Genomic DNA, 16101 nt, shown 5'->3' on the forward strand with positions numbered 1-16101 from the left:
AGCTCACGCCTCCTCCATCACCACCACCCGCTGCCCGGCGCGTACTGGCGAGCCGGGCTGCACGCGGACCTCGCGGACCACACCGTCGCGCGGGGCGGTGAGGGGGATTTCCATCTTCATGGATTCGAGGATCACCAGGATGTCGCCGGCTTTCACGCTGGCGCCGGCTTCCACCTGCACCTGCCAGAGGTTGCCGGCGATGTGGCTTTCGACGGCGTGCTGACCGGCGCCGAGCGGGGCCTCATCGCCGGTATCGACGGCGGCCTCCTCGCTCTCGAAGTGCGCCTGGCCGGAGGCGATCCAGCGTTCGCGCTCGGCATCGAAGGCGACACGCTGGTGGCGGCGGAAGGCGGCAATGCTGTCGGCCTCCTCGGCGAGGAACTGCTGGTAGTCGGCCAGGCGCAGTTCGCTGTGTTCGATGCGCAGCGGGTAGCGGCCCAGCGGGAAGTCGCGGCGGATGCGCAGCAGCTCCTCGGCGGATACCGGGTAGAACCGCACCTGGTCGAAGAAGCGCAGCAGCCACGGCTTGCCGTCGAACGCTGCGACCTCGCGGTAGCGGTTCCACATCTGCAGGGTGCGGCCGACGAACTGGTAGCCGCCGGGGCCTTCCATGCCGTAGACGCACATGTAGGCGCCGCCGATGCCCACGGAGTTTTCTGCGGTCCAGGTGCGCGCCGGGTTGTACTTGGTGGTGACCAGGCGATGGCGCGGGTCCAGCGGCGTGGCCACCGGCGCGCCGAGGTAGACGTCGCCCAGGCCCATCACCAGGTAGCTGGCGTCGAACACGGTGCGGTACACCGCCTCCAGGTCCGGCAGCTCGTTGATGCGGCGGATGAATTCCAGGTTGCTCGGGCACCAGGGCGCATCCTTGCGCACGGTGGTCATGTATTTCTCGATGGCCAGTTGGCAGGCCGGGTCATCCCAGGACAGCGGCAGGTGCACGATGCGCGACGGCACCTTGAGGTCCTGCGCGGCGCAGACGGCATCCCACAGGCCGGCAACGGTCTCCAGCAGGCTGTGCAGCGGCAGGGTTTCCGGCTGGTAGTGCACCTGCAGCGAACGGATGCCGGGGGTGAGGTCGATCACCCCGGCCAGGGCCTTCGCTTCCAGCGCCTGCATCAGGGCGTGGGCGCGGAAGCGCAGGACCAGGTCCAGCTCGGGCTGGCCGATTTCCAGCAGCAGGTGGGTGTCTCCGGAGAGACGGGCGACCAGGCGCCTGTCGTCCTGGCCGAGGTCGAGGACGATGGGGGAGGGGAGGCCGGCGGCACAGGCGTTGGGCTGATCTGTAGGAGCGAGCTCGCTCGCGAACCGCATGTCACTGGAGTGCCAGGCGGAACTCTGTTCGCGAGCAAGGGCTGAGGCGCCCCCCTCGGTCCTACGAAAAGCTGCAAGCTCGCGGGCGGTGGCAATGTCGACCGGCAGGAAACGCACCTTGTCCCCGGCCTTGAGCTGGCCGAGTTGCCAGAGGTCGGCCTCGATCACCGTCACCGGGCAGACGAAGCCGCCCAGGCTCGGGCCGTCCGGGCCGAGGATCACCGGCATGTCGCCGGTGAAGTCCACTGCGCCGATGGCGTAGGGGTTGTCGTGTATGTTCGACGGATGCAGGCCGGCTTCGCCGCCGCTCTCGCGTACCCATTCCGGCTTCGGTCCGATCAGGCGCACGCCGGTGCGGCTGGAGTTGAAGTGCACTTCCCAGTCGGTAGCGAAGAAGGTCTCGATGTAGGCCGGGGTGAAGTATTCCGGCGCGCCATGCGGACCGTAGATCACCCGAACCTGCCGCACGGTTGGCAGATCGGTGCGCAGCTCCGGCGTCAGGCTGGCGCCATGAGAGTCGTCTGCCAGCTCCGCCAGGTGCAGCACATCGCCGGCACGCAGGGCCCGGCCGCCGTGGCCGCCGAACTGACCGAGGGTGAAGGTGCTCTTGCTGCCCAGGTAATCCGGCACCAGCAGCCCGCCGCGCAGACAGAGGTAGCTGCGTGCGCCTGCGCCGCCAACGGTGCCGAGGCTGAGGGTGGAGCCGGCGGCGATGAACAGCGAGGTGTCCATCGGCTGCTCGACGCCATCCAGGCTGATCGGCAGCGGTGCGCCGGTGACGGCCACCACCGCGTCGGTGTTGAAGCGCAGGGTCGGGCCGCTCATGGTGATTTCCAGCGCGGCGGCACCTTCGGGGTTGTCCAGCAGGACGTTGCCCAGGCGCAGCGCGCGGTCGTCCATCGGCCCGGACGGCGGCACGCCCACGGCCCAGTAGCCGAGGCGGCCGGGGTAGTCCTGCACGCTGGTCTGGGTGCCAGCGCCAAGTACTTCGAAGGTCTGCGCGCGGTAGCGCAGGCCCTCCAGGCAGCGGGTCCAGGGCGAGCCGCTGGCGAAGGGCGCGTCCGCGAGAATCTGCCGCAGGTAGTCGCGGTTGCATTCCACGCCGTACAGCTGGCTGTCGCGGAGGGCGCGGTCGAGGCCGGCGCTGGCCTGCTCGCGAGTCGGCGCCCAGGCAATGAGCTTGGCGATCATCGGGTCGAAGTAGGGCGGAATCTCGCAGCCGGCTTCGACCCAGGTGTCGATGCGCAGCGCCTTGCCGTCCGACGGCGGGAACTGCACGGCGGTGAGCAGGCCGGGGCAGGGCTGGAAGTCGCGACCGGGGTCTTCCGCGTAGAGGCGCGCCTGGATGGCGTGGCCGCCGGGTTTCAACGTTGCCGCCAGCTCGGCCAGGGGGGGCAGGTCGCCGGCGGCCAGTTCGATCATCCAGCGCACCAGGTCGACGCCCCAGACCTGTTCGGTGACGCCGTGCTCCACTTGCAGTCGGGTGTTCACTTCGAGGAAGTAGAAGCGCTGTGCCTCGCTGTCGTAGACGAACTCCACGGTACCGGCGCTGCGGTAGCGGACGGCTTTGGCCAGTTGGATCGCTGCGGCGCACAGGGCGTCGGCCATGCCGGCGGGCAGGTTGGGCGCCGGGGTTTCCTCCAGCACCTTCTGGTTGCGCCGCTGTACCGAGCAGTCGCGCACACCGAGGGCGATCACCTCGCCCTGGCCGTCGCCGAACACCTGCACTTCCAGGTGGCGGGCACGCTGTATGTACTTCTCGATGAACACGCCCGAGTCGCTGAAGTTGTTCTGGCCCAGGCGCTTCACGGTGTCGAAGGCGTCGCGCAGTTCGTCCGCCGAGCGGCACACGCGCATGCCGATGCCGCCGCCACCGGCGGTGCTCTTGAGCATCACCGGATAGCCGACGTGCTCGCCGGCGCGCAGCGCGGCGTCGAGGTCTTCCAGCAGGTCGGTGCCTTCGAGCATCGGCACGCCCTGCTCGCGGGCCAGGGCGCGGGCGGTGTGCTTGAGGCCGAACAGGCGCAGGTGCTCCGGTGTCGGGCCGACGAAGGCGATGCCGGCAGCTTCGCAGGCTTCGGCGAAGGCGGCGTTCTCGGAGAGGAAGCCGTAGCCGGGATGGATCGCCTGGGCGCCGCTGTCGCGGGCCGCCTGGATGATCTTTGCCACGACCAGATAGGTGTTGGACGCCGGGCCTTCGCCGAGGCTGATGGCCTGGGCGGCCTGCTGGATGTGCAGGCTGGCGGCGTCGGCTTCGGAGTAGACAGCCACGCCCTCTACTTGCAGCTCACGAAGGCTGCGCAGGATGCGGCAGGCGATGGCGCCGCGGTTGGCGATGAGCAGTTTGTCGAACATGGAGGCTTCCCCATGCGGGACAGGTCGTCCTGTCGAATTCGTATCTGGCGGTGGCCGTCCACCGCCGGGGCCTGGGCCCTGCTGCGTACTGCTCCCTCTCCCTTCTGGGGGACGCCCAGTCAGAGGGCTGGGGAGAGGGGCCCTTGCTATGGCACTGGGCGTTCCCTCTCCCCCCGCCCTCTCCCGCAAGCGGGAGAGGGGGCTGTTCGGAGCGAGGGGCTGCACTGGCCACTCCGGCTCTGGCTCAGGATGTACAGCCAGCGCCGTAGCACGTGCAGCCCATTGCCTGCCGTGTGTAGCCGCCTCAGTCCCATACCAGCAGCTCCGCCGGAGTCGGGTTCCAGCCGTTGCAGGGGTTGTTGAGCTGCGGGCAGTTGGAGATCAGGACGATGACGTCCATGTGCGCGAGCAGCTCGACATACTTGCCGGCGCCGGAGATGCCGTCCTCGAAGGTCAGGCCGCCATCAGCGGTGACCGGCACGTTCATGAAGAAGTTGATGTTGTGGCTGATGTCAGCCTTGGTCAGGCGACCGTCGTGCAGGCTGGCGCGCAGGAAGTTGTCGCGGCAGCTGTGCATGTAGCGCTTGTCCAGGGCGTAGCGCACGGTGTTGCTTTCCTGGGCGCAGGCGCCGCCGAGGGTGTCGTGGCGGCCGCAGGTGTCGGCCGTGATGGTCAGCATCGGGTTGCCGAGGTTGGACCAGAGCACGCTGCCGGCGCTGAGGTAGACCTGCCCCTGCTTGCGCAGGGTGCGCTGCACGTCGTAGCGCTCGCGCGGGTTGGCGGCGCTGAAGAACAGCGTGTCCACCGCCTGGTTGCCTTCCAGGTCGAGGATGCGCAGGGTCTGCCCGGCCTTGAGTTCGGTGAGGCTGGGTTCGCCGGCCGGGATCAAGGTGCGCGAGACGCAGGCTTCGGGGTGTTTGTCGCTGGGGACGATGGGCATGCTCGCGCTCCTTACAGGTACTGGCGTTCGGTGTTGTGGAAGCCGCGGCCGTTCTCCGGGCGGGAGGTGCGGCAGAGCACGCTGATGCCGTCGGCGGCGACCTGCTGCCAGGTCAGCCCGATGGGCTTGGGCGCGTACTGCGGGTTCGGGTCCAGCGGGTGCTGCAGGGCGGTGAGCACGACGAGGGTATCCATCGGCGCGTACAGCTCGACGTAGTCGCCGGCTGTCGAGTTGCCCTGGGCGAAGCGGAAGCAGCCGTCGGCGTCGACGTCCACGCGGCTGAACAGGTTCAGGCACATGAGCAGGTCCTGCAGGCGCATGTCCCACTTGCCCATTTCCACCAGCAGGTTGTCCACGCCGTTGCGGTAAAAGCCGTTGCGCAGCTCCTGGTAGCGGCCCGCGCCGTATTTCTCCTGCACTTCGGCGGCGTTCAGCACGCCGCCGAAGCTGTCGTGCCAGCCGCAGCTGTCGGCGGTGATGGCGGCCAGCACGCGGCCCATGTCCGAGTACAGGCAGTGACCGGCGGTGAGGCGTGCGGTGTGCTGGCACTTGAGGCTGTCGGGCAGGTTCAGGCGCTCGCTTTTCTCGGCGGCGTTGAACAGCAGCAGGCTGACGTTGCCGCCGCCCTCGATGTCGGTCAGGCGCAGCAGCTGGCCGCGCTTGAGGACGAACGAGGTGTGACCGCCGCCCGGGACGGTTTCTTCGTAGAGTGTGGTGCGCAGATCGTTCATGTCGGATTCCTCAGTAGGCCGGTGTGATCAGCGGCGCGGTCGTTTCCAGGCGCGCAGCGAGCGGTTCGGGCAGGGCGGCGCGGGCGGCCTTGCGGTCGGCGTTGAGCGGGATGTCGTAGGTGATGCGGGCGCCATAGGCGCTGGGCGCCTGCGGGTCGTGGCGGACCTTGTCGAAAACCAGCAGGCGGGTGCCCAGGCTGAAGCCCTCGGCGAGGTCGTGGGTAACCATGAACACGGTGAGCCGGGTTTCCTCCCACAGCTCCAGCAACAGGGCGTGCATGTCCTTGCGGATGCCCGGGTCCAGTGCGCCGAAGGGTTCGTCGAGCAGCAGCACGCGCGGCTTCATCACCAGCGCCTGGGCAATGGCCAGGCGTTGCTGCATGCCGCCGGAGAGGGCGCTCGGATACTGCTGCAGTGCATGGCCGAGGCCGACCCGCTGGAGCAATTCGGCCGCCTGCTCGCGCGCCTCGCGCTTGGCTGCGCCGAACAGCCGGCCGAGCAGCGGCGAGCGCGGCAGTTCCAGGCCGAGGGCGACGTTGTCGAGCACGGACAGGTGCGGGAACACCGAGTAGCGCTGGAACACCACGCCACGGCTCGGATCGGGTTCTGCGGCCAGCGGCTGGCCTTCGAGCAGCAGCTCACCGCGGCTGGGGCGCTCCTGGCCGAGCAGCAGGCGCAGGAAGGTGGACTTGCCGCAGCCGGAAGCGCCGACCAGGGTGCAGAACTCGCCTTCCTTCACCTCGAGATTCAGGCGTTCGAGCACCACGTTGCCGGCGTACTCCTGCCAGACGTTTTTCACCTGGATGAACGGAACGGCAGCTACTGCGCGCGGCGATTGCTGCGTTGCGCGGTGCTCGCAATCCTCAACGACGACGTGTCCACTCCGGTTGCGGTGCTCGGTGCGCCTTGCACTCGCAGCGCTCGTGACGCTGCTGGTCTGTTTATCGCTCATGCCTTGCCTCCTTCGTACCAGGGGAAGGCGCGCCGGGTGAGCGCGCGCAGCGCCCAGTCCATCAGCCAGGCCAGCGCGGTGATCCACACCACGTAGGGCAGGATCACGTCCATGGCCAGGTAGCGGCGCACCAGGAAGATGCGGTAGCCCAGGCCGTCGGTGGAGGCGATGGCTTCGGCGGCGATGAGGAACAGCCAGGCTGAGCCGAGCATCAGGCGCAGGGAGATCAGCAGGCGCGGCATCAGTTGCGGCAGCACCACGCGCAGGATCAGCGTCCAGGTGCTGGCGCCCAGGGTCTGCGCCTTGATCAGCAGCTCGCGGGGGATTTCCCGGGCGCGCTGTTCGATGTCGCGGGCGATGCAGGGGGCGACGCCGATGACGATCAGCACCACCTTGGACAGCTCGCCGAGGCCGAAGACGATGAACAGCACCGGCAGGATCGCCAGCGGCGGGATCATCGACAGGACGGTGAGCAGCGGCGACAGCGGCGCGCCGAACAGCGGCACGCTGCCGGCGGCGATGCCCAGCACCAGGCCGAGTAGGGCGGCGATGGACAGGCCCATGCCCAGGCGTTGCAGGCTGGCGCCGGTGTCCTGCCAGAACAGCACGTCGCCGGTGCGCTTGTCTTCGCTGAAGGCCAGGCGGTTCACCGCGTCGGCCATCTGCGCGGCGCCGGGCAGCAGCTTGTCGTTGGGGTTCTCCGCCAGCCGCGCCGTAGAGCCGGCGAAGTAGGCGAACAGCAGCAGGGCAAAGGGCAGCAGCACCAGGAACAGGCGGCCGCCGCGGTCGGGGGTTCGGTTGATCAGGCGCATGGGGTGTACCTGTGGGGTTCCTGTTGAAGCCTCCCTCTCCCTAACCCTCTCCCTGAAGGGAGAGGGGACCGTTCTGTGCAGGTTGAAACCACGGCGTCAGCCGGCACGGACAGCTCCCTCTCCCTTCAGGGAGAGGGCGGGGGAGAGGGGCTTCGGGAATGAAATGAGGTGCCATGTGAGGGCGCCTCAGAGCTTCCCGTCAGCTGCCATCTGCACGTAGGTCGGGTCGAAGCGCAGCTTGAGGTTCTGCGCATCGCCGGTGGTGAGCCCGCCGGCGAAGCTCATGCCGACCGCTTCGGCGCTTTTTGCGCCCTCGCCGAGCAGGCCGTGGCTGAAGGAGAAGGCTGCGACCTTGTCCATGGTCGCCGGCAGTTTCGGGCTGGTGGCGAAGGCCAGCGCCTCTCGCGGCGTGGCAAACAATTTGGTGGTGGCGAGCTGGCTCTGGTAGCCGGCGAGATCGGTGCCCGAGGCCTTGGCCATGTGCTCCAGCGCGGCGCGGGTTTCGGCGCTCTCGCCCTGCATCAGCGCTACCGTCTCGAACCAGGCGCCGGTCAGGGCCTTGCCCAGCGCGGGGTTGTCTTTCAGGACCGCGCTGTTGACCACCATCATGTCCATGATCTCGCCGGGGATCTGGCTGGAGTTGAACACCTCGGTGGTGCCCGGCTTGGCGCGGGCCTCGGCGAGCATCGGGTTCCAGGTGGTCACGGCCTGCACGTCGTCGGTGTTGAAGGCGGCGGCGATGTCGGCGTCGGAGGTGTTCACCGTCTTCACGTCCTTCTCGCTGAGCCGGGCATTTTCCAGCGCGCGGGCGAGCAGGTAGTGGGAGACGGACAGCTCCACCAGGTTGACGTTCATGCCCTTGAGGTCGGCCAGGGTCTTGCCTTCGCCCTTGAGGACAATGCCGTCGTTGCCGTTGGAGAAGTCGCTGACGATCAGCGCGGTGGAGTCGACGCCACCGGCGGCCGGGATGGTCAGGGCGTCCATGTTGGTCATGGTGCAGCCGTCGAACTGGCCGGCGGTGTACTGGTTGATCGACTCGATGTAATCGTTGAGCTGGGTGACCTTGATCTCGATGCCGTACTTCTTCGCCCACTTGTCGACGATGCCGTGGCTGGCCGCGTACTCCCAGGGCATCCAGCCGGCGTAGAGGGTCCAGCAGAGGTTGAAGCTGTTCTTCGCGGCGGCGGAGGCAGAGAGGCTGAAGGCGGCGAGGCCGGCGGCGAACAGGGCGGTCAGAAGGGGCTTGCGCATGGAGCATCTCCAGTCGATTGTCGGGCAGGCAGGAGTCGGGCGGCACGTGTCGCTCTCGTCTCCCGGGCTTTTGTCCCGCCGTGTAACCTCGCTGGAGGTCGATGACTCTCGGACCAGCCACTCGCCGCGCGAGCCGGAACCCTAGTCATCCATTGTCAGATTGTGGTGCCGCTGTCCGAATGCTTCGGATCGTTCCTGCACGTCGGGAGCAAAGCGAGCGGCGTGCCAAGTCGGCGAAAGTGCCGGGGCAGAAGGGCTGCGGCAGGTTGCACCGGATAATCCGCTGCACACCGGGGCGTTCGGTCGCCCTCAAATGAGGCGCAGCGCCGCATCCTGGTGCGCGAGCCAGTCGAAAGGCAGGAGCGTATGGCGCGTGTCGGACGGCAGACTGCAGCGACCTTCACCTTGAGGAATCCATCGCCATGTCCGAATTGCTGAGCTTCGCCAAGGGCGCGCTGACCATGTTCTGGGTCGCCGCCGTGCTCAACCTGATCTACCCCTTTGGCGAGCTGCATCGCCCCTTGTTGTGGCTCTCCTCGATTCTGCTGGTGGTGCATGTGGGCGAGGTGCTGTTGCTGGCGCGCCGGCGTTCGGTCACGGAGAAGGTGCAGGTCCTGCTGTTCGGTGTGCTGCACCTGCAGAGCCGCAAGGTTCGCCGCCTGGGGACTGTAAACGGCTGATTTACTCAAGCTTTACCTTGGCGCGTGGCACCGCTTTCTGACCCGGGTGTCTGATCCTGTGAGACCGGAAGAATGTACGCCCCGCATCCTGCGGGCGGCCGGCTCGCTTGATGGAGGCGCCATGCGTCGTATCTTCGCTGCTGTTTTGATGATCCTTCCGTTGACCGGTTGCGTGGTCTACGAGCATGACCACGACCGTGGCTGGCACGATCGCCCGCACTACTATCGCCCGGCACCTCCGCCGGCCTATTACGGTGGCCCGTACCAGGGCTGGCGCCGTTGAGCCTCATGACGCGGTGTTGAACGCCGCGTCTTCCGCCAGCAACAATTCGACGAACTGGCTGGCCGCAGGCGACAGGCTGCGGCTGGCATGGCGCACCAGGGCGTAGGCGGAACCGCGCCCTGCGCCATCGCCACTGGGCCAGGGCAGCACCGCCAGGGTGCCGGCCTGCACATCCGCAGCCACCACATCCCAGGTGGCCAGGCAGAGCACGTCGCTGCCTTTCACCAGCTCCTTGAGCATCAGCACGTCATCGCATTGCACGCTCAGCGGTTGCTCGCGACCCAATGTTCGCGCCAGCCCTTCGTGGGCATCGCGCGGCAGGCGCGGGCCGGCCAGCGGGTAGTCGAGCACGCGCTCCACCGACGGCACGCTGCCGATCAGCGGATGCCCCGGTCGGCAGAACAGCACGCCGCGGTGCACCCGCAACGGCAGGATGTCGAGGCGGCTGTCGCCTTCGAGTTCGCGGTAGTCGGCGATGAACAGTTCCAGTTCGTCGTCCAGCAGGCGCTGGTGCAGCTCGCTCCAGTTCTCGATGGAGAGCAGGACCGAGACTTTCGGGTGCGCGCTGCTGTAGCGCGCCAGCACCTGCGGCATCAAGCGCGCGCCGGGAAAGGGGCCCGCGCCCAGGCGCAGCTCACCGGTTTCCAGATCCGCCAGTTGCAGCACCGCGTTCTTCAGCGCGCGATCGCCGGCCAGCAGGCGGCGCGCGTGCTCCAGCACCAGCCGGCCATGGGCGGTGAGGGTGACGCCGCGCGGGTTGCGGTCCACCAGCCGGCAGCTCAGCTGGCCCTCCAGCGCCTGGATGCTGCGCGACAGGGCGGGCTGGCTGAGATTCACCGCATCGGCGGCGCGGGCGAAGTGGCCGTGCTCGGCAAGGGCAACGAAGTGACGTAGCTGGCGGAGATCGCTCATGCGCGTCCTGCATCGATTGTTGAATAGGAATGCATTGGAATTATTAACGCAGCGGCCGGCATAGTGCGAGCACAACAACAAAGTCCGGAGTCCTCCGATGTCCCGTCTTTCCGCTGCCGTACTGTTCGCCAGCCTCTGCCCCGGCCTGCTGCTCGCCGCCGAACAGCCCAAGCCCCCGACGTCCTTCACCCAGGCTGCACAGGAGCAGATGCGCCAGTCGCTGCCCTTCAGCGATCGCGCCGATTTCGACCGGGTGGAGAAGGGCCTGATCAAGCGTCCCGAGAGCCTCGTGATCAAGAACGAGGACGGCACCGTCGCCTGGGAACTGGGCGGCTTTGATTTCCTCAAGGCCGCCAAGGACGTCGCCAGCGTCAACCCGAGTCTGATGCGCCAGGCCCAGCTCAACCTCAGCTATGGCCTGTTCAAGGTCACCGATGGCATCTACCAGGTGCGCGGCTTCGACCTCGCCAACACCACCTTCATCGAAGGCAAGACTGGCTGGATCGTCATTGACACCCTGACCACGCCGGCGACCTCCAAAGCGGCCTATGCGCTGGTGAGCCAGGAGCTGGGGCAGAAGCCGATCCGCGCGGTCATCTACAGCCACGCCCACATCGACCACTTCGGCGGCGTGAAGGGCCTGGTGAGCCAGGAGCAGGTGGACAAGGGCGAGGTGCAGATCATTGCGCCCAAGGGCTTCATGGAGGCGGCGATCAAGGAGAACGTGCTGGCCGGCAACGCCATGCTGCGCCGAGCCACCTACCAGTACGGCACGATGCTGCCCAAGGGACCGGAAGGGCTGGTCGACATGGCCATCGGCAAGGGCGTCGCCCACGGACCGATGAGCATCATCGCGCCGACCAGGACCGTCGATGGTTCGCTGGTGGACATGGACATCGACGGCGTGCCCTTCACCTTCCAGAACACGCCGGGCACCGAGTCGCCGGCGGAAATGAACGTCTGGCTGCCGCAGCAGAAGGCGCTGCTGATGGCCGAGAACGTCACCGCCACGCTGCACAACCTCTACACCCTGCGCGGTGCCGAAACTCGCGACCCGCTGGGCTGGAGCAAGTACATCAACGAGGCGTTGCACCGCTTCGGCGACAAGGCCGAGGTGATGTTCGCCGTGCACAACTGGCCGCGCTGGGGGCACGAGGACATCGTCCGCACCCTGGAGAAGCAGCGCGACATGTACGGCTACCTCAACGACCAGACCCTGCACCTGGCCAACAACGGCGTGACCATCAACCAGATCCACGAGCGCCTGAAAGTGCCGCCGGAGCTGGCCAACGAGTGGTTCAACCGCGGTTACCACGGCAGCGTCAGCCACAACGTGCGCGCGGTGGTGAACAAGTACCTGGGCTACTACGACAGCAACCCGGCGACCCTGAACCCGCTGGCGCCGGAGGATTCGGCGGTGAAGTACGTCGAGTTCATGGGCGGCGCAGACCACCTGCTGCAGATGGCCAAGGCGTCCTTCGACAAGGGCGAGTACCGCTGGGTCGTGGAGGTGGTCAACAAGCTGGTCTTCGCCGATCCGACCAACCAGGCCGCGCGCAACCTGCAGGCGGACGCCCTGGAACAGCTCGGCTACCAGGCGGAGAACGCCGGTTGGCGCAACAGCTACCTGATGGCCGCGCAGGAACTGCGCAACGGCGTGCCCAAGGACCTGCCGTCGATGAAGTCGGGCAGCCCCGATGCGCTGGCGGCGATGGATACCGGCCTGTTGTTCGACTACCTGGGCGTGCGCCTGAACGCGGAGAAGGCCGAGGGCGAGGACTTCGCCATCAACCTGGTGCTGCCGGACAAGAACGAGCAGTACCTGCTGGAACTGAAGAACTCGCACCTGAACAACATCAAGGGCGTGCAGAGCGAGAACGCCGGGCAGACCGTGACCATCGATCGCGCCGACCTCAACCGCCTGATGCTCAAGCAGGTGTCGCCGGTACGTCTGGTGTTCGAGGGCAAGCTCAAGAGCTCGGGCAACCCGCTGCTGCTGCCCAAGCTGTTCGGCATGCTGGAGGACTTCAACTTCTGGTTCGACATCGTCACGCCGCCGCAGAAGAGCTGATCGATCCCCAACCCCGCGCGGCTGGCTCCCTTCCAGGCCGCGTCTCCCCTGGATGGCACAATGCAATGATTGCATTGTGCCATTGTTTTTTCCGCCGCCAGTCTGCACCATGCCTCCCCTGCGCCCGCAGCTGGTTGTCGGCGCTCGCAGTCGAGTCGTCGCGATCATGCTCAGCCGTTGTTCCAGGGTGTTGCGTCGTTGCTGGCCGGGGCCGTTGGCCCTGGTGCTGGTGACGTCGCTCGGCGTTCTGGCGGGGGCGCAGCAGACCGAATGGGATTTCAGGCGGATCAGCCAGCAGTCGACGCAGCGTTACGGTCCGCTGGGCGAGGGCCAGGTGCGTATCGATGCCTGGCAGAAGCTGCTCGCGGAACAGGCTGCCGTGCCGGAACGGGAGCAGTTGCAGGCGGTCAATCGCTTCTTCAACGACCAGTTGCGTTTCACCGACGACCTCAGCCTCTGGCACGAAGTGGACTACTGGGCCACGCCGGTCGAGGCGCTGTTCAAGGGCGCCGGCGATTGCGAGGACTTCGCCATCGCCAAGTACATCAGCCTGCGACATCTGGGCGTGCCGGCGCAGAAGCTGCGCATTACCTACGTCAAGGCGCTGCGCCTGAACCAGGCGCATATGGTGCTCACGTATTATCCACGGCCAGACGCCGTGCCGCTGGTGCTGGATAACCTGATCGGCAGCATCCTGCCGGCCAGCCAGCGCAGCGATCTGCAGCCGGTCTACGCGTTCAACGGTGAAGGCCTGTGGCTCGCCGGCAGTGGTGCGGGCGGCGGCAAGCAGGTGGGCGACAGCAAGCGGTTGTCGCGCTGGCAGGACCTGCTGAAGAAAATGAAGGCCGAAGGCTTTCCGCAGGACGAATAGCTTCAACGAATCAAAGGCTCCGCCGACACGAATAGCTCCATCGAAGGAGCCTGGAGACACGATGTCCCTGTTCAAACAGTTGTTGATCGCCATCTGCCTGTTCCTGGTGGTCGCCTTCAGCGGCAGCTTCATGGTCGGCCTGGAAAGCTCCCGCGAGCAGTACGGCAACCAGTTGCGCTCCCACGCCCAGGACGCGGCCACCGCGCTGGGCCTGTCGCTGACGCCGAACATCGACGACCCGGCGATGGTCGAGCTGATGGTCAGTTCGATCTTCGACAGTGGCTACTTCGAGAGCATCCGCGTGATCGACCTCGCCACCGGCAAGGTGATGGTGGAGCGCACCGGCGTGCCCGACGCGGTCGCGGCCAAGGTGCCGCAGTGGTTCATCTCGCTGATCGACCTGCACTCGGCCGGCGGTGATGCCATCGTCAGCCGCGGCTGGACCCAAGCGGCGCGGGTCGAGGTGCTCAGTCACCCGATGTTCGCCATCGCCAAGCTCTGGCAGAGCGCCCTGGGCAGCCTGCTCTGGCTGGTGCTCTGTGGCATCGCCAGCGCGGTGCTCGGTGCCATCCTGCTGCGCCGCCAGCTCAAGCCGCTGGACTACATGGTGGCGCAGTCCCATGCCATCGCCCGTCGCGAATTCCTCAGCCTGCCCGAACTGCCGCGCACCCCCGAACTGCGCCGCGTGGTGCAAGCGATGAACCAGATGGTGGAGAAGCTCAAGGCGCTGTTCCAGGAGCAGGCCCAGCGCAGTGAACGCCTGCGCGACGAGGCTTACCAGGACAGCCTGACCGGGCTGGGCAACCGACGCTTCTTCGACATGCAGCTCAACAACCGGCTGAGCGCCGAGGACCAGGTCAGCAGCGGCACGCTGCTGGTGCTGCGGGTGAATGACCTGGCTGGGCTCAACCAGCGGCTGGGCGGCCAGCGTGTCGACCAGTTGCTCAAGGCGGTGGCCGACCAGTTGCGCCTGTCCGGACAGGGCCTGGGTTCAGGCCTGACCCTGGCGCGCAGCCGTGGCGGCGAGTTCGTGATGCTGGCGCCGGGGTTGATGCCCGAGGATGCGCCGGCCCTGGCGATGCGCATGGAAGGCATGCTCGCCGCGCTGGTCACCACCGGGGCCAGTGACGTCAGCCCGGTGGCGTATCTGGGCCTGGTGCCTTTCGTTTCCGGCGAATCCGCCCAGGCGCTGTTGCAGCGCGCGGACGAGGCGCTGGCCCAGGCCGAGCGGCAGAACGACAGTTGCTGGGCCTTGCTCCAGGGCGGTGCCAAGCCTGTCGCCGAGGAGCGCCACAGCTGGCACCAGTTGCTGGACGAGGCGCTGATGCACAAGCGCTTCCAGCTGCATTTCCAGGCGGTGGTGTCCTGCGCCGATCCGCAGGTGGTGCTGCATTACAAGGTGCTTTCGCGCCTGCCGGACGGGCAGGGCGGCAGTATCGCCGCCGGGCGCTTCCTGCCCTGGCTGGACCGTTTCGGCTGGACCGCGCGGCTGGACCTGCTGATGCTCGAAAGCGTGCTGGCTGACATGGCCAGGCACAATCGCCCACTGGCGCTGAACCTGTCTGCCGCGCTGCTGCGCGATGAGTGGGCGACCACCCGCGTATTCGACCTGCTGCGCCAGCACCCGCAATTCGCCGGACGCCTGACCCTGGAGCTGGAAGAAGACCAGCTGCCGGCACAGCCGGTACTCGAGGCGCTGACCCGTCGCCTGGGCGAGCTGGGCTATCGCCTGAGCCTGCAGCACTTTGGCGGGCGCTTCAGCATGATTGGCAACCTGGCGCGGCTGGGGTTGGCATACCTCAAGGTCGATGGCAGCCACATCCGCCATATCGACCAGGAGAACGACAAGCGCCTGTTCATCGAGGCGATGCAGCGCGCGGCCCACAGCATCGACCTGCCGCTGATCGCCGAGCGCGTGGAGACTGCGGGGGAGTTCCGGGTGCTGAAGGAGATGGGCATCCAGGGCGTGCAGGGGCAACTGTTCGGTGGGCCGGCGCCGTGGTGATCTGAGTTCTCGCTTGCGACGCCGCCCTGGCCGGCTGTTCGCGAGCAAGCTCGCTCCTACAGGGTTACGCGGGCATTTCCGTTCACGTAAGAGCGGACTCTGTCCGCGATGTGTCTGCTTTGCTCCAAGGTTTTCAGCGTCGCTTCGGCGTGTGCGCGGACCCTGTGTTTCGCCCCCTCGGGCGACCTACTTTGGCAAACGACGGATGGCCGCCCCCCCCCAAAGAAGGCAAAGGTCTTGCCCCGGACATCCGGTTTTTCGCCTAGGCGAAAAATTCCCTCGTTGAAGCGCAGTTTCAGGGGCACGCGTCGAAGGGCCATCCCTGGCCCATCGACGCTCTCGCGACATCCATGTCGCTCAACCCCTGAAACTCCGCTTCAACGAGGCCTCCTGAACGGGGCAGTCGGAGTGCGCTGAGATTTTTCTGGAAGCCCTTTTAGAGCCAGAGCCAGAGCCAGATCAGGGCGTTGGGCTTTTCGTAGGAGCGAGCTTGCTCGCGAACCGGGCCTCGCAGCGGGGCTGGTGCGCGAGCAAGCTCGCTCCTACAGACAACCGGATCGTCAGCGTGGACCTGAAAGAAAACGGGGCTCAGATCAGCCCCGTTTCCTCGTCATCGTTGATCAGCCGGGTCAGCCCGCCCAGCGCCTCGCGGGCCTGGGTCCGGTTGAGCAGTTTGGAGCGCGCTGCCGGCGGCAGGTCGGTGATGCGGATCACGCCCTTGGTGATCAGGACCGAGATCAGGTCCTCCAGCACCCGGATCATGTCCAGGTCGCTCTGCTTGAGCTGCAGCAGGCTGCTCTCGGCCGCCCAGGCCTGGATGTCCGGATGGTCCGCCGGCAGCGTGCCGGTGGCGCCTTCGAACTCGGCGTCCTCGACGCGCGCGATCTTCCCTTCGGCGTTGCGCTGGATGTACAGCATCGACCC

General features: G+C 67.0%; 13 protein-coding genes and 1 riboswitch. Of the genes, 5 read left to right on the forward strand and 8 right to left on the reverse strand.

What is annotated here, in order from left to right:
* Window positions 1–3 precede the first annotated feature (3 nt).
* The 6 genes from uca to AC1ZV1_RS07030 form a co-directional block, all read right to left on the reverse strand.
* Window positions 4–3669, reverse strand: coding sequence for an urea carboxylase (gene uca, locus AC1ZV1_RS07005; RefSeq protein WP_484296060.1), 3666 nt, complete (start codon window positions 3667–3669; stop codon window positions 4–6).
* A 304-nt stretch (window positions 3670–3973) separates the two neighbouring features.
* A complete protein-coding gene (locus tag AC1ZV1_RS07010) occupies window positions 3974–4609 on the reverse strand; it encodes an urea amidolyase associated protein UAAP2 (RefSeq protein ID WP_484296061.1) in 636 nt (211 codons plus the stop codon).
* A gap of 11 nt (window positions 4610–4620) precedes the next feature.
* Window positions 4621–5340, reverse strand: a complete 720-nt coding sequence (locus AC1ZV1_RS07015) for an urea amidolyase associated protein UAAP1 (RefSeq protein ID WP_484296062.1) — start codon at window positions 5338–5340, stop codon at window positions 4621–4623.
* A 10-nt stretch (window positions 5341–5350) separates the two neighbouring features.
* A complete protein-coding gene (locus tag AC1ZV1_RS07020; protein ID WP_484296063.1) occupies window positions 5351–6292 on the reverse strand; it encodes an ABC transporter ATP-binding protein in 942 nt (313 codons plus the stop codon).
* Complete coding sequence (locus AC1ZV1_RS07025) at window positions 6289–7104, reverse strand: ABC transporter permease (RefSeq protein ID WP_484296064.1); 816 nt, start codon at window positions 7102–7104, stop codon at window positions 6289–6291. Before AC1ZV1_RS07025 ends, AC1ZV1_RS07020 begins: the two co-directional genes overlap by 4 nt.
* A 186-nt stretch (window positions 7105–7290) precedes the next feature.
* Window positions 7291–8355 (reverse strand): putative urea ABC transporter substrate-binding protein, encoded by a 1065-nt coding sequence (locus AC1ZV1_RS07030; RefSeq protein ID WP_484296065.1) that lies wholly within the window; start codon window positions 8353–8355, stop codon window positions 7291–7293.
* A 57-nt stretch (window positions 8356–8412) separates the two neighbouring features.
* Window positions 8413–8511, reverse strand: a riboswitch (guanidine-I (ykkC/yxkD leader).
* 266 nt (window positions 8512–8777) lie between these two features.
* Between AC1ZV1_RS07030 and AC1ZV1_RS07035 the strand changes: the two genes are divergently transcribed.
* Window positions 8778–9035 (forward strand): DUF1145 domain-containing protein, encoded by a 258-nt coding sequence (locus tag AC1ZV1_RS07035; protein WP_484296066.1) that lies wholly within the window; start codon window positions 8778–8780, stop codon window positions 9033–9035.
* Between the two features lie 121 nt (window positions 9036–9156).
* Complete coding sequence (locus AC1ZV1_RS07040; protein WP_484296067.1) at window positions 9157–9318, forward strand: hypothetical protein; 162 nt, start codon at window positions 9157–9159, stop codon at window positions 9316–9318.
* 3 nt (window positions 9319–9321) lie between these two features.
* Here the strand turns inward: AC1ZV1_RS07040 and AC1ZV1_RS07045 are convergent, their stop codons facing one another.
* The gene (locus AC1ZV1_RS07045; RefSeq protein WP_484296068.1) at window positions 9322–10230 is read right to left on the reverse strand and encodes a LysR family transcriptional regulator; all 909 of its coding nucleotides are present in this window, start codon (window positions 10228–10230) and stop codon (window positions 9322–9324) included.
* 97 nt (window positions 10231–10327) lie between these two features.
* On the opposite strand from AC1ZV1_RS07045, the gene AC1ZV1_RS07050 reads away from it, so the two are divergent.
* The 3 genes from AC1ZV1_RS07050 to lapD all read left to right on the forward strand — a co-directional run bounded on the left by AC1ZV1_RS07050 (window position 10328) and on the right by lapD (window position 15177).
* Window positions 10328–12301: an alkyl/aryl-sulfatase gene (locus AC1ZV1_RS07050; RefSeq protein WP_484296069.1), complete on the forward strand. Its 1974-nt coding sequence runs from the start codon at window positions 10328–10330 to the stop codon at window positions 12299–12301.
* A gap of 166 nt (window positions 12302–12467) precedes the next feature.
* Complete coding sequence (gene lapG / locus AC1ZV1_RS07055; RefSeq protein ID WP_484297518.1) at window positions 12468–13172, forward strand: cysteine protease LapG; 705 nt, start codon at window positions 12468–12470, stop codon at window positions 13170–13172.
* A gap of 61 nt (window positions 13173–13233) precedes the next feature.
* Window positions 13234–15177 carry a cyclic di-GMP receptor LapD gene (gene lapD, locus AC1ZV1_RS07060; RefSeq protein WP_484296070.1) on the forward strand — a complete coding sequence of 648 codons (1944 nt, stop codon included), beginning with the start codon at window positions 13234–13236 and terminating at the stop codon, window positions 15175–15177.
* 588 nt (window positions 15178–15765) lie between these two features.
* Here lapD and AC1ZV1_RS07065 read toward each other — a convergent pair.
* Window positions 15766–16095, reverse strand: coding sequence for a tryptophan synthase subunit beta (locus AC1ZV1_RS07065; protein ID WP_484296071.1), 330 nt, complete (start codon window positions 16093–16095; stop codon window positions 15766–15768).
* Window positions 16096–16101 lie beyond the last annotated feature (6 nt).

The sequence above is a fragment of the Pseudomonas sp. BB438 genome, from assembly GCF_057180225.1.